The sequence below is a fragment of the Hymenobacter bucti genome, assembly GCF_042681145.1.
Classification (GTDB): domain Bacteria; phylum Bacteroidota; class Bacteroidia; order Cytophagales; family Hymenobacteraceae; genus Hymenobacter; species Hymenobacter bucti.
On record NZ_JBHUFD010000001.1, the window covers coordinates 1,169,449 to 1,191,293 of the forward strand.

Below are 21,845 nucleotides of genomic sequence, written 5' to 3' on the forward strand. Positions count from 1 at the left end.
GCCGGCATTGCGGCTCACCTCAACCCAACCCGCGTTATGTCTGCTGCCCCCACTCGTTTGCCGCTTGCCCTGAAGCTGCTGGTTACGGCTTTCGTAGCCGTGCTGGTGCCCGTGTACTACCTCAACTACGGCCCCACCAATTTTCTGTATTTCTGCGATGTGGCCTTGCTGCTGAGCGTGGTTGGGCTGTGGACCGAGTGGCCGTTGCCGGCCTCGATGGCGGCGGTGGGTATTCTGCTGCCGCAGCTGCTGTGGTGCGCCGATTTTCTGACTCAGCTGTTCGGCTTCAAGCTGGTGGGGCTCACGGCGTATATGTTCGACCCCGAGCGCTCGCTGTTCTTGCGGGGGCTGTCGTTTTTCCATGGGTGGCTGCCGTTTCTGCTACTGTTTATGGTGCGGCGGCTGGGCTACGACCGCCGGGCGCTCTGGGCCTGGGCGGGCCTCGGCTGGGGCCTGTGTTTGGTAGCGTACTTCCTGCTGCCGCCCGCTGGCACCGTGCTGCCTGACCCCAAGATTCCGGTCAACATCAACTACGTGTTTGGCTTTGATGATGCCCACGCCCAAGTCTGGCTGCCCGGCCCGGTGTATCTGGTAGGCTGGATGCTGGCGCTGTTTAGCGTGTTTTACTTGCCTACGCACCTGCTGCTGCGCCGCTGGTTTGGCCGGCCGGCCGCGGTAGCGCCAGTGGCGCAGGCGGTAGGTAGCTTGCAATCGGCTTAAAGCAGGCCGCGGAGTCAGCTTCTGCGCCGCGTTTTTATAAGGTGATACCTCCAGTTTTGTGAGTAAATTTTTCCTCTCCTCCTTGCTTCTGGCCCTCGCCCCTTGGGTGGCCCCGGCCCAAACTACCCCCACGGCCATTCGCCAGGCGCTGCCGCTGCGGGCCGTCACGCTCTACCTCGATGCGGCCGAGCTGCAGCATGAGGGTAGCGCCACGCTACCTGCCGGGGCCGTGGATGTGCGCGTGACCGGCCTGGCCCCGGCCCTGACCGATTATGCCCTGCAAGCCGATGCCACCGGGGCCGAGCTGGAGGGCCTGGAGCTAGTGGCCGGTAGCCCCCGACGCACGGTGGGGCGCGACACCCTTGGCCGCCGCCGCCACGAAATAGCCCTACTCAGCGCCGAGAAGGAGTTTTTAAAGCAAAACACGCACGCCGACAACAACACGCCCGGTCGCTGGGCCGAAGAAACGCTGCGCGCCGGCACCGCCTACAGCGCCCGCCTGGTGCAAATAGACGAGCAATTGGCGGCCCTCGGCACTGCGGCGGCCGCCGACGTCATTCCTCCCGACCTGCTGCTGCATCTGCAAGTGCCCCGCGCCGGGCAGGTGCGCCTACGCGTGAGCTACCGCCTGGCCACCGCTGCCCCCTGGCGGCCCACTTACGAGCTGCGCGTGAGCGAGCCCAACTTGCGCCAGCTGCGCGTGGTGAGCCGCGCCGCCCTGCGCAACGACACCGGCCTGCCCTGGACCAACCTCCCCGTAACGCTGCGCACTAACACCCCCTCGGCCCAAACCACCCGCCCCGCCCTCGACCCCTGGACCGTGGCTTTTGGCCGCGCTGGCAACGAGGGCGAGGGTAACCTTGACGACTTTGCCGTGAAAGGGCCTGGCACTCCTGGCACCGCTGCCGCCGGCCCCGCCGCGGCCCCTGACCTTGGGGCCAGTCTGCGCCTGCCCGCCCCCGTGACCCTGCCTGCTGGTGGCGCCCACACGTACGTGCTCGGCGACTTCACCCTACCCATGCGCCTCGAATACCTGGCCATCCCTAAAAAAGACGAGGAGGTATTTCTGGTGGGCCGGGTGAGCGACTGGAACCAGGTGAATTTTCTGGCCGAGACGGCCACCATCTTTTACCGGGGCACCTACGTGGGCACCACCGACCTCGACACCCGCGCCTACACCGACACCCTCGAAGTATCGTTTGGCCGCGACCCCCAAGTGCAGCTTACGCGTACCAAGCGCGAAGATTTTGAAGGCCCCATTAGCGGCGGTAGCCGCACCCGCGCCCGTTTGGGCTACGAAATCAACGTCAAGAACACCCACCCCTACGCCGTGCGCCTGCGCCTGCTCGACCAGCTGCCCGTGTCGCAGGAAAAGGAGATTACCGTGAAGCCCATCGACCTTGGCGGGGCCGCCCTCGATGAGCCGTCGGGCAAATTGACCTGGCTGTTTAGTCTCGCGCCGGGGGCCAGCCGGCGCTTCCCCATTGCGTTCACGGTGGAGGCCCCCGCCGCCCAGCCCATCAATCTGCGCCGCGACCGCCGCGTCAAGAGTCCTAAGTTCAGGTAGTGTCTTTTAGCGCGAAGTTTTGCGAAGTAAGGCGCGAAGTTTTGCAAAGCCGCGCTAACGCCGTTTGGAGCGGCTTTACAAAACTTCGCGCCTTATTTCGTAAAACTTCGCGTGAAGGCTTACTCCAGCCCTTCCCGTAATGTCCGCGCCACGCGCCCTAGGTCGTCGTCGGTGAGGGCCGTGCCGCTGGGCAGGCATAGGCCGCGGGCAAACAGGTCCTCGCACACCGCGCCGCCGTACATGGGCACCCCGGCAAAGAGCGGCTGCAAGTGCAGCGGTTTCCACAGCGGCCGGCTCTCGATGTTGCGCGTTTCGAGGTGCTGGCGCAGCGTTTCGGGAGTAGCCTTGGTTTCCGCAGGGTTGAGGAGCACGGTGGTCAGCCAGCGGTTGGTGCGGCTGCCGGGCAGCTCGGCGGCGGGCGCCACGGCGAGGCCGGGCAGGCCCGCTAGGTTTTCCCGGTACCAGGTAAAAATCTCGCGGCGGCGCTTCACCCGGTCCTCCAGTAGCTCCATCTGGCCGCGGCCGATGCCGGCGAGCAGGTTGCTGAGGCGGTAGTTGTAGCCCACTTCCGAGTGCTGGTAGTGCGGCGCTGGGTCGCGGGCCTGCGTGGCCAGGAATAGCGCCTTGGCGGCGTAGTCGGCCCGGTTGGTTAGCAAGGCGCCGCCGCCGCTGGTGGTCAGTATCTTATTGCCGTTGAAGCTAAACACGCTCACGTCGCCGAAGCTGCCCAGCGGCCGGCCCTGGTAGCGTGACCCTAGGGCCTCGGCAGCATCTTCGAGCACGGGCAAGCCAAACTCCTGCGCGATGGCCAGCAGCTCATCGAGCTTGGCGGGCATGCCGTAGAGGTGCACCAGCAGCAGCGCCTTTGGCTTTTTACCTAGCCGGTGGCGGTCGGCCAGGGCCTCACGCAGGCGGGCGGGGCACATGTTCCAGGTATCGGCTTCGCTATCCACGAACACTGGCGTGGCGCCGCAGTACCCAATGGGATTGGCGGTGGCCACAAACGTGAACGAAGGGCACAGCACCTCATCGCCCGGCCCCACGCCCAGCAGCCGCAGCCCGAGGTGGATGGCGGCCGTGCCCGAGGTGAGCGCTACCGCATGGCCGACGCCCGTAAAAGCGCATAGGTCCGCCTCGAAGCCCGTGAGGTTAGGACCCACCGGGGCCACCCAGTTGTCTTCGACTGCCTTATGCAGGTAGTTGAGCTCGTGGCGACCTAGGTGCGGGGGCGAAAGATAAATACGGTCCAAAGTCAATTAACAAGTAAGTAGGTCATTCAGCCGTAGCGCGAACTGAAAGCTCGCGCTATAGCTGAATACCGCTCGTTGCCCTTGCGGGTACCCCAACGGCCGTAATCCCGGCCGGCAATTCGCGCACTACTACGGCCCCGGCGCCCACCGTGGTGCCCGCGCCTACCCGCACCGCTTGGATAACGGTAGCATTAGTACCCAGGTACACCCCCGTACCGAGTTGCGCCGCCCCGCCCACGTTGGCGTGGGGCATCAGCGAGCAAAAGTCTTCGAGCACTGCATCGTGGCCGATGGTGCAGCCTAGGTTGAGCAGCACGAAGCGCCCTAGGGCGATGTCGCAGGTGAGCACGCAGCCCTGCTGAATGATGCAGCCCGCCCCCAGGGCCACGCGCTGGTAGCGCGCCAGCCGCACTCCCGGATGCACCAGCGCCGGAAAGCTGAGCTGCCCCGACGTGAGCCGGGCCACCACCGCGGCGCGGCTAGCGCCGCTGCCCACGGCCACGGCCACGGCCAGTGGCTCGGTGGTTTGGTTGAGGTCGTGGGCGGTGCCTAGGTAGGGGAGGCCCGCCACGGTGGGCGCGGCGGGCGGCTGGTCGTCGTAAAAACCCCGCACGTCCCAGCTCGCGCCGGCCTCGTTGAGCTGCATTAGCAGTACGAGCACCTCGCGGCCCAGCCCGCCCGCCCCAAAAATAACGAGCGGCTGCGGGGCCGCGGCCGGCTGCTCCTGGGGGTGATAGTCAGAAAAAAATAACTGCGTCATGGCAATAAAGGGGCGGCCGGCGGCCTCGCTACCGGGTAGCTAGGCCACCAAAATGGTTTCGCCGTGCTGGCTGGCATCGAGGCCGTGTGCCTCATTTTCGGCGTTTACCCGGATGGGCACAATCAGGTTCGTGACCTTATACAGCAGCCACGAGCCCCCAAAAGTAAAAACCCCCACAATAAGCAGCGTAAGCAGGTGGTAGCCCAGCAGCGCCGGCCCGCCGCCCGTAAACAGGCCGCCCTTCTGGGCGAATAGCGCCGTGGCCAGCATGCCCACGATACCGCCCACGCCGTGGCACGGAAACACGTCGAGGGTGTCATCGAGGGTTGTGCGGTTTTTCAGAATCACGGCCCCGAAGCTCACGCCCGAGGCCAGAATGCCAATGGCCAGCGCCGGCCCGTAGGCCACGTAGCCCGCCGCGGGCGTAATGGCCACCAGCCCCACCACGGCCCCAATGGCCGTGCCCATGGCCGAGGGCCGCTGCCCGCGGGCCGACTCCAGCAGCATCCAGGTGAGCATGGCGGCCGCCGAGGCCAGGTGCGTGGTGAAGAACGCCTGCACCGCCGTGGTATTAGCCCCGAAGGCCGAGCCGGCATTAAACCCAAACCAACCGAACCACAGCAGGCCGGTGCCTAGGATTACGAACGGCACGTTGACCGGCACGTGGGCGTGGCCATCGAGGTGCACCCGGCGGCGGCCGATGGAAATGGCCCCGGCCAGCGCCGCAAAGCCCGCCGAAATGTGCACCACCGTGCCACCCGCAAAGTCGAGCACGCCCCACTTGGCCAAAAAGCCATCGGGGTGCCAGGCCCAGTGGGCCAGCGGGCAGTAGATAAAAATGCTAAAGAGGCAGATGAAAATGAGGTAGCCCCAAAACCGAATGCGCTCGGCAAAGCCGCCGCTGATGAGCGCCGGCGTGATGATGGCAAACTTGAGTTGAAACGCGGCAAACAGCACCAGCGGCATCGTGACGCCCAGGCGCGCGTGCGGCGCCGTGCCCACGTTGTTGAACATAAAAAACGTGCGCGGGTCACCAATCACGCCCCCAATGTCGTCGCCGAAGGCCAGTGAAAAGCCTACCACGTACCACAGCACCGAAATGATACCTAGGGCGATAAAGCTCTGCAACATGGTCGAGATAACGTTGCGCCGGCTCACCATACCCCCATAAAAAAACGCCAGCCCCGGCGTCATAAACAAAACCAGGCCCGAGGCCGTGAGCATCCAAGCAATGTCGGCGGGCTGAAAGGCATTGGGCGCCGCTTCGGGGTGGTGGTGGGGTAAAAACGCAGCAGCTGCCGCCAGTGCCAACAGCAGAACCAGCGATAAACGAGCTAATAAAATGGTGCGCGGCATAAGTGCAGTTTTTATCAATATGACCTGCACGAAGATAGGGCGCTACCGCATTTACCTAGGCTCAATGCCTCGCTGGCATACTTTTTTTAGGTATAATGCTCCCCAAACTATGCTCGCAGCTACTACTTAGCTGAACGGCCAGGAGGAGCTTTTGCCCCAAAGCTGGCAACCCTGGAAAGTGCTTTCTGGTACTAGGTGGCACGGCGGCCTGCTACCTAATAAGCCGCTGTGCAACAGCAATGACCCATAAAGCTAAATGGTTACTATTTGCCCCCGCGGGGCTACTGACGGTAGGGGCCGGCGCGTGCCTTATCAGCTGGGCCGGCGCCCTCAAGGAGCGTAAGGTGCCCACGGCCCAGTGGGTGGGCGCGGGTACGGTGGCCCTGGTGGTGTTCAACGCGGGCCTCAGCTTATTTGGCCACGGCGTGAGCGAAAGCGTGCTGTACCAGCTCAAGGAAAAGCCGGCCGACCAGTAAGCCGGCCGTCAGGCAGCGGGCGTTTCCTGCAGGTTGTCCAGCTCAATATTGAGTGCGTCGACCGAAATCTGAATTTCGAGCAGAGCCATACCTAGGGAAATTAGCAGGGCCAGCAGGCTGGCGCCAAATAGCAGCTGCCCGGCCTGCTGCCAGCCCGCGTACAGTACAAACATGGTGAGCACGCAGCCAAACATGCTGCCCGTGCCCACGGCCTGCATGTTACGCAGCAGCCCTAGGCGGCGTCGCAGGTTCTCAATCTGCGGCCGTAGGTGGGCGTGGGGGGCGTTTTCATAGCGCGCCTTCAGGCCCCGTACCCGGTCGGCCAAGCTCAAAAAACGGTTGGTGTAAGCCAGCAGCAACAGCGATAGGGCCGGAAACAAGAGCGCCGGCGTAGTAAGCGTAATACTCATGCCACAAAGAAAAAGCCCCGGCGCAGGCCGGGGCTTTTTCTTTGTAATAAGCGCAAGCGGACTACTCCGTTTTAGCTTCGATTTTCTCGCTACCTTTTACAGTCTCTTTGCCGACTTTCTGGGTACCGCTCTTTACTTTTCTGACGCCTTTTTTGGTGCCGCTCTTGATTTTGCTGCCAGTTTTCTTGGCTAGGTTGCCAGCGGCATCGGTCGTGTTTTCGAGGGCTTGGCCCACGTTGGTTTTGCCGGTCTTGGTAACTACTTTTTTCGTGCCGTTGTCACGTACTTTCACTTCCGTCTCCGGAGTTTGGGCAAAAGAAGCGGTGGTGAAGGCACAGGCGGCGAGGAGCAGAATTGCGTTTTTCATGATTGAAAAGAAAGGTAGAATTGGATTTCTTGGGCCTTTTACGGGGCCACTTCGCTAGGGTTGTGAGGCGCGAAGGCACCCGGTTGAGCGCAGTCGTTCAAAGCCCGTGCCAAAATCGATTAACGCCACTGTGCTAGCCCGGCAACAGCAGAGAACTATCGCCGTAGCTCAGGAAGCGGTAGCCATGGGCCAAGGCGTGGTCGTACACGGTGCGCCAGCCAGGGCCCAGCAGCGCCGACACCAGCAGCAGCAGGGTGCTCTCGGGTTGGTGAAAATTGGTAATCAGCCCCTGCACCAGCCGAAACTGGTAGCCCGGCGCAATGAGCAGGCGCGTGCTGGCCTCCAGCGCGTCGGAGCCCTGGCGCTCGAGGTAGGCCAGCAGCGCTTGCAGCGCCTGCTCGGGCGCTACCGCGGGCGCGGCCTCCTCATAGGGCTGCCACTGGGCCACGGCCAGCGTGGACTGCTCGGGCTGGCGCACCAGCCCAGCGCCGAGCCAGTACAGGCTTTCGAGGGTGCGCAGGCTGGTGGTGCCCACCGCAATAACGGGGTGGGGCCGGTGCGCCAGCAGCTGCCGCAGCAAGCCGGCCTGCACAATAATGGGCTCGGCGTGCATGGGGTGGTCGGCCATGGCTTCGGCCTTCACGGGCTGAAACGTGCCGGCGCCCACGTGCAGCGTTACCTGGCCGGTGGCCACGCCGCGCTGGGCTAGCTCTTGCAGCAGCTCGGGGGTGAAGTGCAGGCCCGCGGTGGGCGCGGCCACGGCGCCCTCGTGGGCGGCGTACACGGTTTGGTAGCGCACGGCATCGATGGCGGTGTCGGGGCGGTGCAGGTAGGGCGGTAGGGGCAGGTGGCCGGCGGCGCGCAGCACCTCGGCAAAGGGCAGCGAACTGGGCTCCCAGCGAAAATCGATGAGGCTTTCGCCGCTCTCTTCCACGGCTTGGCGCTCGGCCCAGAGCGTGGCGGGCTGGCCCGCGAACGAAAACTCCAGCGTCACGGGGCCTTCCTTCCAGCGGCGGCCATTGCCCACGAGGCAGCGCCAGGTAGCAGCGGCGGTTTGCTGCAAGGCGGGCTCCAGGGCGCGGTGCGGGGTCACGGGCTCGAGGCAAAACAGCTCGACCACGCCGCCCGTGGGGCGCCGGGCCAACAGCCGCGCCCGTACCACTTGCGTGTCGTTGAAAATGAGCAGCGTATGGGGCGGCAGCTCGTTAGGCAGGTCCCGGAAGGTTTTGTCGGTGAGCACGCCCGCCCGGCTCACCAGCAGGCGGCTGGCGGCGCGGTCGGGCAGGGGCTCGGGCGCGATGCGGGCCGCGGGCAGGTCGTAGTGAAAATCCTGAATGCGGAGCTGCTGCGGGGAGAGCATGAGGAACGGGAGGAGGGAGGAAGGGTAGAAAGCGAGCGCAAAGGTCGGGCCGGGGCCGAGGCTTTGCGGCCCGCGCCGGGTGAAATCAACAACTTCGGGTCTTACTTGCGGCTTCATTCGGGCCTCCCTATGCGCTTGTTCTTCCTTTTTTTAGTTGGTGTGCCCTTGCTGGTATCGGCCGTGCCGCCCCCCGCGCACCCCTACGCCGATGCCACCCGCCGGCGCATTGCCACCGCCCAGGATGAGCGCAAAACGGCGGACCTACTGCCCTTTCTCACCGATAAAAACGCCACCTACCGCGCCGCCGCCGCCGAGGCCCTAGGCTCGGTGCAAGACGCCAAAGCCGTGTCCGCGCTGCTGCCGCTGCTGCACGATGCCGCGCCCGCCGTGCGCCGCGCCGCCGCTTACGCCCTCGGCCAAACCGGCGACAGCACTGCCGTGCCCGCCCTAGGGCAGCGCCTAACCCAGCTCGAGCCCAACGCCCTGGCCCGCCGCGCCACCTACGAAGCCCTAGGCCGCTGCGTAACTAAGCGCACCGTGAGCCAGCTCTGGACAATAACGCCGCCCGGCCCCGACAGCGCTGCTGCGCCCGGCCGCGCTTGGGGCCTGTACCGCGCCGCGCTGCGCGGACTCGCCACGCCCGAAGCTGTGGGCCAGGCTACCAAGCTCCTAGGTCAGCGAAACCAGGTGCTAGCCGCCCGCACGGGCGCTTCGGCGGCTTTTACCCGCATGCGGGGCCAGGATTCGACGCTAGCGCGGGTAGCGCTGCCAGTGCTGTTGAAAGGCTTGAGTTCGGACCCAAATTATTTTGTGCGGGCTAACTGCGCCACGGCGCTGGGGCGGGTGGCGCGGCCGGTGGTTTATGATGCTTTAGCCAAAGCAGCCCGCTTCGACGCGGACCATCAAGTGCGTATTGGAGCCCTGCGAGCTTTGCCTAATACATTACAGTTCTCCGCTATGTCGCCGCCACCTTCGGCCCAGTTGTCTGTAGAACGGCACGCGGTGGTAACGGGGGGGCTGCTTATGCCTCAGAAAGTGCTCAGTGATGAACTGGCTAGACCTTTGGCCCAGGAATCGCTGGCCGCTGCCGAATGGTTCTTAAAAGCCAAGCCAGATAGTGCATTTAATCGCGCATTTCCTGACCTGTTAAAGAATAAGCACTTCCGCGCCCGCACCACCCTGCTGCAAGCGTCCCTGCGCCACGCGCCCGCCGCCCAGCGCCCCGCCACCGCCGACAGCATCCGGCGCCGCTATCAGCGCACGGCCAACCAGTACGAAAAAGCCGCCCTGCTCACGGCCCTAGGTGAGGACCCGGCGCAGTTTGACTTCGTAGCTAAAGAGGCGACCCTGACCACCGGCCCGCCCGTGGTGCCCGGCACCGCCCTAGGTGCCCTGGTGGCGATGCGCGGCAACAAAGCTTTCCCCGCCGCCCGCCAGGCCGATTTCACGGCAGCCCTGCGGCGCGCCCTGGCGGGTGGCGACGAGGCGCAGCTCAGCACTGCCGCCGAGGCGCTGGCCGACCCCAAGCTGGTGCCCGCGCCCCAGGCCGAAGACCTGGCCGCCCTGCGCCAGGCCCGCGACAAGCTGACGCTGCCCCGCGAAATAGAGCCCTGGATAGCGCTGCAACAGGCGCTCGACAAGCTCGAAAAAACCGCCGCGCTCACCCCGGCCCCGCGGGGCACGGCCAGCCAGCACCCCATCGATTGGGCGGTGGTGCAAAGCGTGCCGGTGGGCCAGCGCGTGCGCCTGGCCACCACGCAGGGCGTGGTGGAGCTGGAACTGAAAGTGGTGGAGTCGCCGGGCGCGGTGGCCAGCTTCGTGGCCTTGGTGCGGCAGCACTTCTACGATGGGCTGTATTTCCACCGCGTGGTGCCCAATTTTGTGATGCAGGGCGGCGACCCGCGCGGCGACGGCTCGGGCAGCACGCCCTACACCCTGCGCTCGGAGCTGGCTCAGCTCACCTATGGCGCGGGCGCCGTGGGGCTGGCCTCGGCCGGTAAGGACACGGAAAGCTGCCAGTTCTTCGTTACTCATCTACCCACCCCGCACCTCGATGGCCGCTACCCGATTTTTGCCCAGGTAGTGCGCGGCCTTGAGGTGGTGCAGCGCCTCGACATCGGCGACCGCATCACGGCCGTGACGCTGCTGCCGGCTGGCGCGCGGCCCACGGCTCCTTCCCCTAAGCAATGAAAAAGACTTGGCTACTGGCCCTGCTCATGCTGGCCGTGCTGGCCGACCTGGGGCTCACCTACGTGCAGCACACCCACTTGCCCCTCGATGGCGACCTAGCCGCCATTGTGGTGCCGCGCGCCGACTACGCGCCGGTGCTGCACGACCCCTTCGGCTGGACGGTGCTGACTACCGGGGGCTGGTACTCGGCCCCAAATCGGTTCTTTTCGCACATTACGCTGCGCGAATACTGCCTGCGCGTGCCGCTGTTGCTGCAAGCCTTCACTACGCCTATTGCTAGTGTGTACGTGGCTTTGGCCCTGCTCAGCGTGGGCGTGCAGGCGCTGCTGCTTTACGTGCTGGGGTGGTACGCCACCGGCACCCGGCGCCTCAGCAACTGGCGGCTGTGGCTGGCGATGGCCCTCATGGCGCCCTTCTTCCAGACCACGGGCTACAACGGGCAGATGTCGGTGGTGGATAACTCCTTCACCTACACCTTTTTTTATGCCCTGCCGCTGCTGGCCCTGCTGGTGCTGCTGTGGCCGCTGTACCGGGCGGCCAGCCAGCAGCAGCCTTTGCGCGTGGGCGGCCCGCAGCTGGTAGCCATGCTGCTGCTGGTGGTGGTGCTGGCGTTTAGCGGGCCCATTATTGCGGGGGTGGTGCTGGTGCTGCTGCTGGGCGTGGGCCTGCACGCAGCTAGGCAGCGCTGGCCGCTGCCCGCCACCCGCTGGCTCGCTAACCTGCCAGGCCGTGCTGGTCTGGGGCTGGCTGGGCGCGCTCTGTTTGTACTCGCTCTACATCGGGCGGCACAATACCGAAAACCTGATGGCTACGCTGCCCCTCGGGCAGCGCTACCAGCTGGTGCCCCTAGGTATCTGGGATGAGCTCACCAGCAAGCTCGGGCTGCCGCTGCTGGTGCTGGGCTGCCTGGCCAATGTGCAGCTGATTCGGCGCCGGCTGCCGCCCACGGCCGAGGCGCAGCGCATCTTGCTGGTGCTGCGCTACCTAGGGTGGTTTGCGCTGGTCTACGTGGCGCTGCTGCCCCTGGGCGGCTACCGCAACTACCGGCCTCTCATCCTGCGGCACGATTCCATCCTGCCCATCACGGTGGGGCTTATTGGCTGCTACGCACTGACAGGCAGCTACTTGCTGCGGCAGCTGCAGGGCCGCCCGCAGCAGTGGTACGCGGCAGCGGTAGTGGTGGTAGCCCTTATTTTCACCAACGCCGACCGCAAGCTGCAACCCAAGAATCACAACGGCCGTGAGCGCCAGGCGCTCGCTGTACTCGCCCGGGCGGGCGCTGCGCCGGTGGTGCGGCTGCCCCACGAGTGCACGGTTTTGTCGTGGTCGCCCATTGCCCGGCCCTACGAGTCGGTCACCAATGCCGAGCTGCTCAAGCACTGGGGTATTATCGAGAAGCCCACGCTGTACTACTACCCGGTGCAGTAGCTCGGGCCTAGGTGCGTGGCGCCCTCATTGCCAGCTAGTAGCGAGCTCAAACTCAACCCAGCGGGGTCGGTAGCCGTTGCTAGTACCTTTTCGCTTGCCATTTTATCATGTTGCTCACCTCGCTTTTGGCCCTGCATCAAGTTGGATTCTACCTCGAACGCCTGCAAGACCTAGCGGTGCTCTACATACCTAAGGTGGTCGCGGCTATTGTGTTGCTCGTAGTGGGTTGGTGGCTCATTAGCTGGGGCAGCCGCTTGGTGGCCGCTGCCACGGCGCGGCTCGATGTGTCGCTCAGTTCCTTCCTCACCAGTATGTTCAGCATTGCCCTCAAGGTGCTGCTGCTGATGTCGGCGGCGGGCATGGTGGGCTTCGAAACCACGTCATTCGTGGCTATTGTGGGGGCGGCGGGCCTGGCGGTGGGCCTGGCCCTGCAAGGCACGCTGGCCAACTTTGCCGGGGGCGTGCTACTGCTAATATTCAAGCCCTTTACCGTGGGCGACGTTATTGAGAGCCAGGGCCGCAGCGGCACCGTGCAGGCCATCCAGATTTTCAATACCATCCTGCTCACCCCGCAGGGCGATACCGTTATTCTGCCCAACGGCGCCACGTCCAACGGCGTCATCATCAACAAAGCTCACCCCAAGCGGGCCCTAGTCGAAATCCAGTTGGAACTGGATAGCAGCACCGATTTCGAGGCCCTGCGCCAGCAGGCAATTCCGCTCCTGCGCCACGACGATGAGGTGCCCGACGCGCCCGCGCCGCAGGTGGTGCTGGTGGCTCTCAAACCCGGTGCCACCATGACCGTGGCCTTCCGCGTGTACGCGCAGCCCAGCCAGGAAGACGCCCTGCGCAACCACCTGCTGGAGAAGCTTCAGCAGTGGTTCGCTACCAAACCCCTGGCTACCGCCGCGCCCGCCAGCTAGCAGCTCGTGGCTGGCCGCAGTTTAGCGCGCTACTGCGCGCCTTACACCGGCACCACCACCACTTTCTTGGTGTCGAAAAACTCCTCCTCGTAGAAATCCTTGAGGTCAACAACCTGCGCCACGAGGCCGCTTTCGGCGATTTCCTCACCTAGGTCGCCGCCTTTGAGGTAATACAGCCCCGCCCCGCGGGCGGGATGCTTCTTGTAGCTGTGCATAATCCAGGGATGAAACGCGGCCAGCCGCGCCACTGCTCGGCTCACCACAAAGTCAAACTTCTCGGTCACCTGCTCGGCGCGGGTTTGGGTGGCCGTCACGTTGCCGAGGCCCAGCACGCCCGCCATAAACTGCACCGCCTTAATCTTCTTGCCAATGCTATCGACGAGGTGAAACTTCACTTCGGGAAATAGAATAGCCAGCGGCAAGCCCGGCAGGCCGCCGCCCGTGCCTACATCGAGCACCGCGCTGCCCGCCGGAAACTGCACCACCTTGGCAATGCCTAGCGAGTGCAGGATGTGGCGCTCCATGAGGTTGTCGGCGTCGGTGCGGGACACGAGGTTTATCTGCGTGTTCCATGCTTTAAATTCCTTCTCGAACTCCGCAAACTGTTTAAGCTGCTGCGGGGTGAGGGTAGGGAAGTATTTGGTGAGCAAATTCATGCAAAACGGTAAAAAAAACTAAAACCCGTCATGCTGAACGCAGTGAAGCATCTCTGCTGCATCGTCTGGTTTGTATTCCAACGGTGCGGTAGAGATGCTTCACTGCGTGGCCACCAGATGAGCATGACGGGTTTAGCGTTATGCCAATCAATTAAATAAATTCTTTCTTGTCCTTCACCATGTCATAGAGCAACTCGCGAGCGCGGTGCAACTGAGCTTTCACAGTACCTAGGGGTGCTTTAAGCTCGGTGGCGATTTCTTCGTAGCTGAGCTCGTCGAAGTAGCGCAGGCTCACCAGACGCTGGTATTTATCGGGCAGGCGCGACACGACGTGACGCATGATTTCGATTTTCTGGTTCTTAATCGTCGTGTCGGCCGGGTTGAGGTCGTTGTCGCGGAATTCCAGCTGAATCTCATCGCCGTCGCCCATTTTCACGGCCGAGTCAATGCTCATCGTCTTGATTTTATTCTTGCGAATAAAGTCGATGCAGTTGTTGGTCGCGATGCGGAAGAGCCAGGTGCTGAACGCAAACTCCGGGTTGAATTTGTGCAGGTTACGAAACGCCTTGGCGAAGGCCTCGATGGTGAGGTCCTCGGCGTCGTCGGGGTTGCGCACCATTTTAAGGACGACGTGAAACACCGGCTTCTTATAAATCTGCATCAGCTCGGCATAAGCCTTCTCATCGCCGTTGTCCACGGCGGCGCGGATGAGTTTGAAGTCATGCCGGGCTTTAGACGAAAACTGTTTCTGAATATCAGCGGGGTTTACTTCCATTGGAGCGGGCGGCGCACCAGGAGCGAGAAGCCCCAGGCGCAATAAAAAGCGAGGTATATAAAATCAAGAAAAGGCAGCGTGGCGGCGGGCAGCTTCTGCCCCAGGCGGCGAGCCAGTGGTATATAAGCTGTTAGTAACAGCAATGTTCGGGCCAGCCACAATACTCCCAAAGATAAACTATTTTCTAGGGAAAGTGACACTGCCAATACGGCCGGGGTTAGTAGGTAGAAAAGAACATGGCTACCCATAAATATAGCGAGCCGGCGGCGGTCGGGCGCCCGGTAGCGGCTGCCGGCCGAGAGGTGGCGGCGCTTTTGGCGCCACCAGCCGGCCCAGGTGTGGGCGGGCTCGCTCAGGGTTTGGGCGGGCGGGTCGGCCACCACGGCCACGCGGGCACCCAGGGCCACGGCGTCCTGCACCAGCAGGTCGTCGTCGCCGCTGAGACGCCTAATGTGGCTGGCAAAGCCCTTAGTGCTCTGAAACGTGCCGCGCGTATACCCCAGGTTACGACCCACGCCCATGTAGGGGTGGCCCGCCCAGGCCAGCCCTAGGTACTGCGCCGCCGTGAGCAGCGTCTCGTAGCGGATGAGCTGGTTGAGTAGCCCCGGCTCTTCGGTATAGCCGGAGAAGCCCAGTACTAAGTCGGTACCATTTTTTTGGCTAAAGCCGCGCTGCATCAGGCGCAGCCAGTCGTACGTGACAGGACGGCAGTCGGCGTCGGTAAACAGGAGCCGCTCGTGCTGGGCGGCCTTGATGCCGAGCGTGAGCGCATACTTCTTGGGCGAGAAGCCGGCGGGCGTGTGCGTCACGGTTACGAGCCGAAACCGGCCCGGATAATACTGCGCCAGCTGCTGGGCGTAGAGCTCGGTTTCGTCGTGGCTGCGGTCGTTGATGAGCACCAGTTCGAAGCCCGCCGGGTAGTCTTGGTTGAGGAGTATCGGTACGAGTTCGCGCAGGTTGTCGAGCTCGTTGTGGGTGCATAAAATGAGGGACACCGGCTCGCTGTCGGGCCCCGGCTCTTCGGCTAGCGCCTCGAGGGGGCGCCGCGTAAACGGCCGAAAATACCGCGCCCAGTACCAAAGCTGCACCAGGAGCAGCGGCAGCAGGATAAGCGACGGCGGAAGCGAGGTAAGCGGTGGTAGCAGCACGGGACTAGGCCCCAAAGGTACGGCCGGGGGTGGCCCAGGGCCGGCCGTTACTCGCCGAATAAGCGGCCCGGCTGTCCGAAGTACCTTTGTGGCAGTGCCGTGGGCCAGGCGCCGCGCCGGAACTATCCCCGGCGCCCGGCCAGTTGCCCGGCCTTCGGCCCAGTGCCTTTTTGACCATGACTTTTGACCTCCTCGCCCAAGACCCGGGCACCAAGGCCCGCGCCGGGCTGCTCACCACCGCGCACGGCACCATCGAAACGCCCATCTTTATGCCCGTCGGCACGGCCGGCAGCGTGAAAGCCGTGGGCCAGCGCGAACTGAAAAACGACGTGCAGGCCCAGATTATCCTTGGTAATACCTATCATCTCTACCTGCGCCCCGGCCTGGAGGTGCTGGAGGCCGCTGGTGGCCTGCACAAGTTCAACGGCTGGGACCGGCCCATCCTCACCGATAGCGGTGGCTACCAGGTGTTTTCGCTCAGCGGCACCCGCAAGATTAAGGAAGAGGGCGTGACCTTCCGCTCGCACATCGACGGCTCGAAGCACCTGTTTTCGCCCGAGGGCGTGATGGATATTCAGCGCCGCATCGGGGCCGACATCATCATGGCGTTTGACGAGTGCACGCCCTGGCCGTGCGAGTACGACTACGCCCGCCGCTCCCTGGACATGACGCACCGCTGGCTCAAGCGCTGCATCGAGCGCCTCGACACCACCGAGCCGCTCTACGGCTACGAGCAGACGCTGTTCCCCATCGTGCAGGGCAGCACATTTAAGGACCTGCGGGTGCAGTCGGCCGAGTTCATCGCCGAGCAGGGCCGCGCCGGCAACGCCATCGGCGGCCTCAGCGTGGGCGAGCCCGCCGAGCTCATGTATGAGATGACCGAGCTGGTCTGCGACATTCTGCCCCCGGACAAGCCGCGCTACCTCATGGGCGTGGGCACGCCGGCTAATATCCTGGAAAACATTGCCCTAGGGGTCGATATGTTCGACTGCGTGCTGCCCACCCGCAATGCCCGCAACGGCATGCTCTTCACCACCCAGGGCATTATCAACGTCACTAATAAGAAGTGGGCCGACGATTTTTCACCCATCGATGAGACCCTAGGTGGCTACGCCAGCACGTTTTATACCAAGGCCTACCTGCGCCACCTCATGCAAGCTAAGGAAATGCTCGGCGCGCAAATCGCCTCAATGCACAACCTCACCTTTTATCTCTGGCTGGTGAAAGAAGCACGCAAGCAAATCATCGCCGGCACGTTTGCCCAGTGGAAGCCGGGCATGGTCGAAAAACTAATGCGCCGCCTATAATCGCAGATTTAGCGGATTTAACGGATTTCGCGGATACGCCCGCCTGCGGCGGGCTGACTAGGCTTTATTGTGCTTTTTGATTATGGATGGGGCTTTTGATGATTGGGTGGATGCTGACTATTTGGGGAGTGGGGCTGGGCTTGGTAGCTTGGTGGGGGAGCCGGGGGCGGCTTACGGGGTAGACCTAGCGGTTTACACGCCGTTTACGCACCGGGCCATTGGCTGCGCGATGCGGGTGCATAGCGTTTTGGGTGCGGGCTTTCCGGAAGTAATTTATCAGCGGGCGCTGTCCATTGAGTTGGCACGCGAGGGCATGCAGGCCCAGCAGGAGGTCGAAACGCCCATCTACTTTCGGGGGCAGCAGATTGGTAGCCGCCGGGTCGACTTTATGGTAGAAGGCCCGCAGCCCGAAAAACCCATCCTGGTAGAGCTAAAAGCCACAACCGACCTGGCCGATATCCACTTTGCCCAAGTCATCAACTACCTAGAAGCCTACCACCTCCACGTAGGCCTACTCCTGAATTTTGGCAGCACCTCCCTCCAATACCGCCGCTTCATCAAATCCACGTTCCACACCTAGCCAAAGCTACCGGCCCCAGCCAAAAAAGCATAGCCAGCCCGCCGCAGGCGGGCGTATCCGCGAAATCCATTAAATCCGCTAAATCTGCGATTTATGAAGTTGCTTGATAAATACATCATCACCAAGTTTCTCACCGCGTTTTTCTTCACGGTGGTAATGCTCGTGTCGGTGATTTGCGTGATTGACTACACCGAGAAAAACGACGATTTTATCCACCACAACCTCTCGTTTGGGCACGTTTTCACGCACTACTATATCTACCTGTTTCCGTACTTCGCCAACCTGCTCTCGCCGATTACTATTTTCCTGGCGGTGGTGTTTGTGACGGCCAAGCTGGCGGCGCGCACCGAGATTGTGGCCATGCTGGCCAGCGGCATGAGCTTTGGGCGGCTGCTGGTGCCCTACCTCATGGGCGCCACCATTATCGGGCTGCTCACGTTTGGGCTGGTGGGCTGGGTTATCCCAAAGGCTACCAAGGAGATAGTGCACTTCGAGTCGTTGCACGTGAAGGAGCCCTGGCGCTTTGAGGGGCGCAACGTGCACATGAAAATCGGCCCTAGGAGCTACGTGTACCTCGAAAGCTATAGCAGCTCCACCAACACGGGCTACCACTTTGCCCTCGAAACCATCGACGGCACCGTGCTGCGCCGGCGCCTCACGGCCGACAACCTGGCCTGGGACAGCACCAAGCAGGCCTGGAAAATGTCGCAGCAGCTAGTGCGCTCCTTTCGCGGTAGCCAGGATGAAGTGTTGCAAACCATCCCGGCCCGCGACACCACGCTGAACCTCTACCCCAAGGACTTCGCCAACACCTACCGCCTGGCCGAGACGCTGACCTCACCCCAGCTCAACGACTTGATTAACAGTAAAATCCTGCGCGGCGCCGACGATACCGCGCAGTACCTGAGCGTGAAATTTGAGCGCTACGCCTACCCGTTCGATATTCTGATTCTCACCTTTATTGGTGTGGTGCTGAGCGCCCGCAAAAGCCGTGGCGGCGTGGGCGGGCAAATTGCGCTGGGCTTCGTGCTGGCCTTCATTTTTATCATCTTCGTGATGCTGAGCCGCAACTTGGCGCAGGTGGGCAGCATGCCGCCGCTGCTGGCAGCGTGGTTTCCGGGGATGGTATTTTCGGCCATCGGGCTGGTGCTGTATCGCCTCGTACCTAAATAGAATGGGGCAATGGGCGTAATGGATAATTAGCGTAATCCTGATTGGATACTGCTGCCGTGTCCATTACGCTAATTACTCCAATTACCCCTATTACCTTATGCTTAAAGACTACCTCAAGCTGCATTTTATCGTCCTGCTCTGGGGCTTCACCGCCATTTTGGGCAAGCTGCTGACGGTGCCGCCGGTCGAGCTGGTGTTTTGGCGCACGGCGCTGGCCACCACGGGCCTGGCGGGGCTGCTGGTGGTGCGGCGCACGGGCTGGCGCGTGGCCGGCCCCGAGGCGCTGAAGCTGCTGGGCGTGGGCGCGCTGGTGGCAGCGCACTGGATTACGTTTTTTCTGGCCGCGCGCCTGTCATCGGTGAGCGTGTGCCTGGCGGGCCTGGCCACGCTGGCCCTGTGGACCTCGCTGCTGGAGCCGCTGCTGCTGTGGCGCCGCGTGCGGCCCTACGAAGTGGGCCTGGGTTTGCTAGCGATGGTGGGGCTGTACCTCATTTCGCAGGCCGAGTTTACGCAGCTCACCGGCTTGCTGGTGGCGGTGGTTTCGGCGGGGCTGTCGGCGCTGTTTAGCGTGCTCAACTCGCAGCTGGTCAAGCGCCACGCGCCGGTTAAGCTTACCTTCTACGAAATGGCGGGCGCCTGCCTGAGCATCGCGCTGTTCTTTCCGGTTTATAGCCGGTACTTCACCCAGGGGCAGGGCCTGCACCTGGCCCTGCACGGCCTCGACTGGCTGTGGCTGCTGCTGCTGGCGGGCGTATGCACGGTGTACGCCTTCTCGACTTCGGTCGAGCTGATGAAGCGGATTTCGGCCTTCGTGGTCAACCTCACCATCAACCTGGAGCCCGTCTACGGCATCGTGCTGGCGCAGATTATGTTCGTGCTGCGGGTGCCCGGCTTTGGGCAAGAGAAAATGTCGGGCGGCTTCTACCTAGGTACCATTTTGATTCTGGCCAGCGTGCTCGTGCACCCCGTGCTCGACCAGTGGAACCAGCGCCGGGCCCGCCAACGTGCGGCTGCTGAGATAGTCGTTTGAATTAAAAATTATAAATGAAAAATTAAAAAGTATACTCTCTTTTAATTTTTCATTTATAATTTTTAATTCAAAGTTGCCCGCGCCACACCAGGTACTCGCTGGGCCAGGGCAGCGCCGGCGCCTCCGCCAGTTCCGGAAACAGCCCGTACACGGCTGAGCCTGAGCCCGAGAGGCTGGCATAGGCCGCGCCCGCCGCGTAGAGCTGCTGCTTGATGTCGGCCAGCACGGGGTAAACGGGCGCCAGCGACGCCTCAAAGTCGTTGCTGACCGTGTCGCGCCAGGTGCTCAGGGGCTGACCTAGGGCTTCGCGCAAAGGCATTTTGGGCGCCCTGGGCACGATGCCCGCAAAGGCCTGCGCCGTGCTGATGTGCAGGCCTGGGTACACCACTGCGCAGGCCGTGCCGCGCAGGTCGAGGGCGATGGGCTCGAACACGTCGCCTCTTTCCAGGGCCAGGCACGGCTTGTTTTCGATGAAAAACGCGCAGTCGGCTCCCAGGCGGCGGGCGTAGCCTTCGAGCTGCGCTACCGTTAAATTCAACTTAAATACGTCGTTGATAGCGCGCAATGCAAACGCGGCATCGGCCGAGCCGCCACCTAGGCCGGCCCCGATGGGTACTATTTTGTGCAGGTGCAGCTGGGCGGCGGGCAAGTCCGAGAAATCAGCTTTGAGTAGCTCGTAGGCCTTGAGGCACAAGTTGGTAGCCACCTCGCCGGGGATGGGGCGGCCCGTGAGCGTGAGGCTGGGGCCGGTCTGGCCTTTGGGGGCGGGCAGCACTTCGAGGGCGTCGGCCCAGGGCAGGGGCAGAAACACGGTTTCGAGGGCGTGGTAGCCGTCGGGCCGCTTGGCCGTCACGTACAAACCTAGGTTGAGCTTGGCGTTGGGAAAGGTGAGCACGGGAGATAGTAAATTTGGGGGGCGAAGCGTGGGCAGAAGCGTACTTTAGGCTTGGTGACCAGCGTTTGCCAGCCAGCTATGTCTTTTATTTCTACGCTTTCGATAGCGCCTGGCCAACCAGTGGCCGCGGCCGCTACTGCCCTGCGGGCCGCCCTGGGCTCGGCAAAAGTAGTGCACCTGCGAGGCCTGGCGGCGAGCCGGCCGGCGGCCGAGTGGCCGGCTTTTTACGATGCCCTCACCGAGGCCACTGGCCAGTGCCTGCACCTCGACGAGAACTTTGCCCTAGGTAGCGTGCGCACCGGCGAGAAGTGGATAGAAGTGCGCTACGACGCCGCCATCCCCGACGATGCCGCGTACCGCTTCAGCAAAAACGCCCAGCCGCTGCACACCGACGAGTCGTACCTAAGCGAGCCGGCCGACGTGATGTTTATGCACTGCCTAGTGCAGGCCCCGGCGGGCGGCGAAACCACCTTCGTGAATGCCGACGAGCTGTGGCAGCAGTTGCAATGGCACGCGCCCGCGCTGGCCGCGCGGCTGCTCGACCGCCCCGTGCGCTTTGCCAAAGCCGACGACTCGCGCACGCTGCCCATCATCGCCCAAACGCCGGCCGGCCTGCGCCTCAACTGGAACTACCACTGCGTGGACCCCGCCGAAACGGCCGAAAACCACGCGCTAACCCAGGAATTTCGGGAGTTTTTGCTAACGCACATTACCGGTACGCCGGCCGAAGTGACCATTCAGTTGGCGCCCGGCGAGGCCGTGGCCTGGTGGGACGACCAGGTGCTGCACGGCCGCCGCGCTTTCCGGGCCGTGGCCACCAACGACCGGTTTTTACTGAAAAGCGGCTTTCGGCTTCCGGCCAGTGTATGAGCGGGCGAAGCGGGCGCTCGACCTAGGCGCCGCCGCCCTGGGCTTGCTGCTGCTGGCGCCGGGGCTGCTGCTAGTGGCCGGGGCGGCGTGGCTGGGCGGCCTGCGCCCGGTGCTGTTTCGGCAGTGGCGCACCGGCTACCGCGAGCAGCCGTTTCAGCTGCTGAAATTCTGCACCATGACCCAGCAGCGCGACGCAGCCGGCCAACTGCTGCCCGACGGCCAGCGCCTGACGGCCCTAGGCCGCTGGCTGCGGCGCACCAGCCTCGATGAGCTGCCCCAGCTCTGGAACGTGCTACGCGGCGACTTGAGTTTGGTGGGACCGCGGCCGTTCATTCACGAGTACTTGCCCCTATATTCGGCGGCCCAAAAAGCGCGGTTTCGGGTGCGGCCCGGCATCACGGGCTGGGCCCAGGTGAATGGCCGCAATGCCCTTTCATGGGAAGAAAAATTTGCCTACGACTTGTGGTACGTCGAGCACCGTAGCCTGGGGCTCGACCTGCGCATTTTGTGGCGCACGGCCGGGCGGGTGCTGGGCCGGCGCGGCGTGGCGGCGGCCGGCGAGGCCACCATGCCCGCCTTCCGGGGCAGCGGCGCGGAGTAGTGG

General features: G+C 63.3%; 23 protein-coding genes. 13 read left to right on the top strand and 10 right to left on the bottom strand.

Features of this window, described 5'->3' with window-relative positions:
* Window positions 1-36: 36 nt before the first annotated feature.
* On the top strand, window positions 37-720 hold the full coding sequence (locus tag ACFSDX_RS04885; RefSeq protein ID WP_382312068.1) for a membrane-associated protein: 684 nt from the start codon (window positions 37-39) through the stop codon (window positions 718-720).
* Window positions 721-778: 58 nt separating this feature from the next.
* A complete protein-coding gene (locus ACFSDX_RS04890) occupies window positions 779-2,287 on the top strand; it encodes a mucoidy inhibitor MuiA family protein (protein WP_382312069.1) in 1,509 nt (502 codons plus the stop codon).
* 119 nt (window positions 2,288-2,406) lie between these two features.
* Here ACFSDX_RS04890 and ACFSDX_RS04895 read toward each other — a convergent pair whose 3' ends face one another.
* From ACFSDX_RS04895 to ACFSDX_RS04905, 3 genes are read right to left on the bottom strand one after another with little or no spacing between them, the layout of a single operon-like run.
* A complete protein-coding gene (locus ACFSDX_RS04895; RefSeq protein ID WP_382312070.1) occupies window positions 2,407-3,537 on the bottom strand; it encodes a DegT/DnrJ/EryC1/StrS family aminotransferase in 1,131 nt (376 codons plus the stop codon).
* 55 nt (window positions 3,538-3,592) lie between these two features.
* A complete protein-coding gene (locus ACFSDX_RS04900; RefSeq protein ID WP_382312071.1) occupies window positions 3,593-4,297 on the bottom strand; it encodes an acetyltransferase in 705 nt (234 codons plus the stop codon).
* Between the two features lie 39 nt (window positions 4,298-4,336).
* Window positions 4,337-5,653: an ammonium transporter gene (locus ACFSDX_RS04905; RefSeq protein WP_382312072.1), complete on the bottom strand. Its 1,317-nt coding sequence runs from the start codon at window positions 5,651-5,653 to the stop codon at window positions 4,337-4,339.
* Between the two features lie 239 nt (window positions 5,654-5,892).
* Between ACFSDX_RS04905 and ACFSDX_RS04910 the strand changes: the two genes are divergently transcribed.
* Window positions 5,893-6,129, top strand: coding sequence for a hypothetical protein (locus tag ACFSDX_RS04910; RefSeq protein WP_382312073.1), 237 nt, complete (start codon window positions 5,893-5,895; stop codon window positions 6,127-6,129).
* A gap of 8 nt (window positions 6,130-6,137) precedes the next feature.
* Here ACFSDX_RS04910 and ACFSDX_RS04915 read toward each other — a convergent pair whose 3' ends face one another.
* The 3 genes from ACFSDX_RS04915 to ACFSDX_RS04925 form a co-directional block, all read right to left on the bottom strand.
* Window positions 6,138-6,539: a DUF2721 domain-containing protein gene (locus ACFSDX_RS04915; RefSeq protein ID WP_382312074.1), complete on the bottom strand. Its 402-nt coding sequence runs from the start codon at window positions 6,537-6,539 to the stop codon at window positions 6,138-6,140.
* A 61-nt stretch (window positions 6,540-6,600) separates the two neighbouring features.
* Entirely contained in the window at window positions 6,601-6,906 is a 306-nt protein-coding gene (locus ACFSDX_RS04920) for a hypothetical protein (RefSeq protein ID WP_382312075.1), read from the bottom strand.
* Window positions 6,907-7,039: 133 nt separating this feature from the next.
* A complete protein-coding gene (locus tag ACFSDX_RS04925) occupies window positions 7,040-8,266 on the bottom strand; it encodes an S-adenosylmethionine:tRNA ribosyltransferase-isomerase (RefSeq protein WP_382312076.1) in 1,227 nt (408 codons plus the stop codon).
* A gap of 159 nt (window positions 8,267-8,425) precedes the next feature.
* Here ACFSDX_RS04925 and ACFSDX_RS04930 point away from each other — a divergent pair, with 159 nt between their 5' ends.
* The 4 genes from ACFSDX_RS04930 (at window position 8,426) to ACFSDX_RS04945 (ending at window position 12,807) form a co-directional block, all read left to right on the top strand.
* Window positions 8,426-10,456 carry a peptidylprolyl isomerase gene (locus ACFSDX_RS04930; RefSeq protein ID WP_382312077.1) on the top strand — a complete coding sequence of 677 codons (2,031 nt, stop codon included), beginning with the start codon at window positions 8,426-8,428 and terminating at the stop codon, window positions 10,454-10,456.
* On the top strand, window positions 10,453-11,319 hold the full coding sequence (locus ACFSDX_RS04935) for a hypothetical protein (protein WP_382312079.1): 867 nt from the start codon (window positions 10,453-10,455) through the stop codon (window positions 11,317-11,319). Before ACFSDX_RS04930 ends, ACFSDX_RS04935 begins: the two co-directional genes overlap by 4 nt.
* Window positions 11,261-11,884, top strand: coding sequence for a hypothetical protein (locus ACFSDX_RS04940; RefSeq protein ID WP_382312080.1), 624 nt, complete (start codon window positions 11,261-11,263; stop codon window positions 11,882-11,884). The genes ACFSDX_RS04935 and ACFSDX_RS04940 overlap by 59 nt, the downstream gene beginning before the upstream one ends.
* A 107-nt stretch (window positions 11,885-11,991) precedes the next feature.
* Window positions 11,992-12,807, top strand: a complete 816-nt coding sequence (locus ACFSDX_RS04945) for a mechanosensitive ion channel family protein (RefSeq protein ID WP_382312081.1) — start codon at window positions 11,992-11,994, stop codon at window positions 12,805-12,807.
* 41 nt (window positions 12,808-12,848) lie between these two features.
* Here ACFSDX_RS04945 and rsmG read toward each other — a convergent pair whose 3' ends face one another.
* From rsmG to ACFSDX_RS04960, 3 genes are all read right to left on the bottom strand, one after another.
* A complete protein-coding gene (gene rsmG, locus ACFSDX_RS04950) occupies window positions 12,849-13,463 on the bottom strand; it encodes a 16S rRNA (guanine(527)-N(7))-methyltransferase RsmG (RefSeq protein WP_382312082.1) in 615 nt (204 codons plus the stop codon).
* A 151-nt stretch (window positions 13,464-13,614) separates the two neighbouring features.
* A complete protein-coding gene (locus tag ACFSDX_RS04955; RefSeq protein ID WP_382312083.1) occupies window positions 13,615-14,238 on the bottom strand; it encodes an RNA polymerase sigma factor in 624 nt (207 codons plus the stop codon).
* A complete protein-coding gene (locus ACFSDX_RS04960; RefSeq protein WP_382312084.1) occupies window positions 14,229-15,386 on the bottom strand; it encodes a glycosyltransferase in 1,158 nt (385 codons plus the stop codon). The genes ACFSDX_RS04955 and ACFSDX_RS04960 overlap by 10 nt, the downstream gene beginning before the upstream one ends.
* Before the next feature lie 176 nt (window positions 15,387-15,562).
* On the opposite strand from ACFSDX_RS04960, the gene tgt reads away from it, so the two are divergent.
* The 4 genes from tgt to ACFSDX_RS04980 all read left to right on the top strand — a co-directional run bounded on the left by tgt (window position 15,563) and on the right by ACFSDX_RS04980 (window position 19,476).
* Window positions 15,563-16,693 carry a tRNA guanosine(34) transglycosylase Tgt gene (tgt, locus tag ACFSDX_RS04965; RefSeq protein ID WP_382312085.1) on the top strand — a complete coding sequence of 377 codons (1,131 nt, stop codon included), beginning with the start codon at window positions 15,563-15,565 and terminating at the stop codon, window positions 16,691-16,693.
* Between the two features lie 82 nt (window positions 16,694-16,775).
* Window positions 16,776-17,273 (top strand): GxxExxY protein, encoded by a 498-nt coding sequence (locus ACFSDX_RS04970; RefSeq protein ID WP_382312086.1) that lies wholly within the window; start codon window positions 16,776-16,778, stop codon window positions 17,271-17,273.
* Window positions 17,274-17,366: 93 nt separating this feature from the next.
* Window positions 17,367-18,446 (top strand): LptF/LptG family permease, encoded by a 1,080-nt coding sequence (locus ACFSDX_RS04975; RefSeq protein ID WP_382312087.1) that lies wholly within the window; start codon window positions 17,367-17,369, stop codon window positions 18,444-18,446.
* Between the two features lie 97 nt (window positions 18,447-18,543).
* Complete coding sequence (locus ACFSDX_RS04980; protein ID WP_382312088.1) at window positions 18,544-19,476, top strand: DMT family transporter; 933 nt, start codon at window positions 18,544-18,546, stop codon at window positions 19,474-19,476.
* Between the two features lie 67 nt (window positions 19,477-19,543).
* Here the strand turns inward: ACFSDX_RS04980 and ispE are convergent, their stop codons facing one another.
* Window positions 19,544-20,371: a 4-(cytidine 5'-diphospho)-2-C-methyl-D-erythritol kinase gene (gene ispE, locus ACFSDX_RS04985; RefSeq protein ID WP_382312089.1), complete on the bottom strand. Its 828-nt coding sequence runs from the start codon at window positions 20,369-20,371 to the stop codon at window positions 19,544-19,546.
* A gap of 78 nt (window positions 20,372-20,449) precedes the next feature.
* Between ispE and ACFSDX_RS04990 the strand changes: the two genes are divergently transcribed.
* Together ACFSDX_RS04990 and ACFSDX_RS04995 are read left to right on the top strand one after the other, a co-directional pair.
* On the top strand, window positions 20,450-21,241 hold the full coding sequence (locus tag ACFSDX_RS04990) for a TauD/TfdA family dioxygenase (RefSeq protein ID WP_382312090.1): 792 nt from the start codon (window positions 20,450-20,452) through the stop codon (window positions 21,239-21,241).
* On the top strand, window positions 21,234-21,842 hold the full coding sequence (locus ACFSDX_RS04995) for a sugar transferase (protein ID WP_382312092.1): 609 nt from the start codon (window positions 21,234-21,236) through the stop codon (window positions 21,840-21,842). Before ACFSDX_RS04990 ends, ACFSDX_RS04995 begins: the two co-directional genes overlap by 8 nt.
* The last annotated feature ends 3 nt before the right edge of the window (window positions 21,843-21,845 follow it).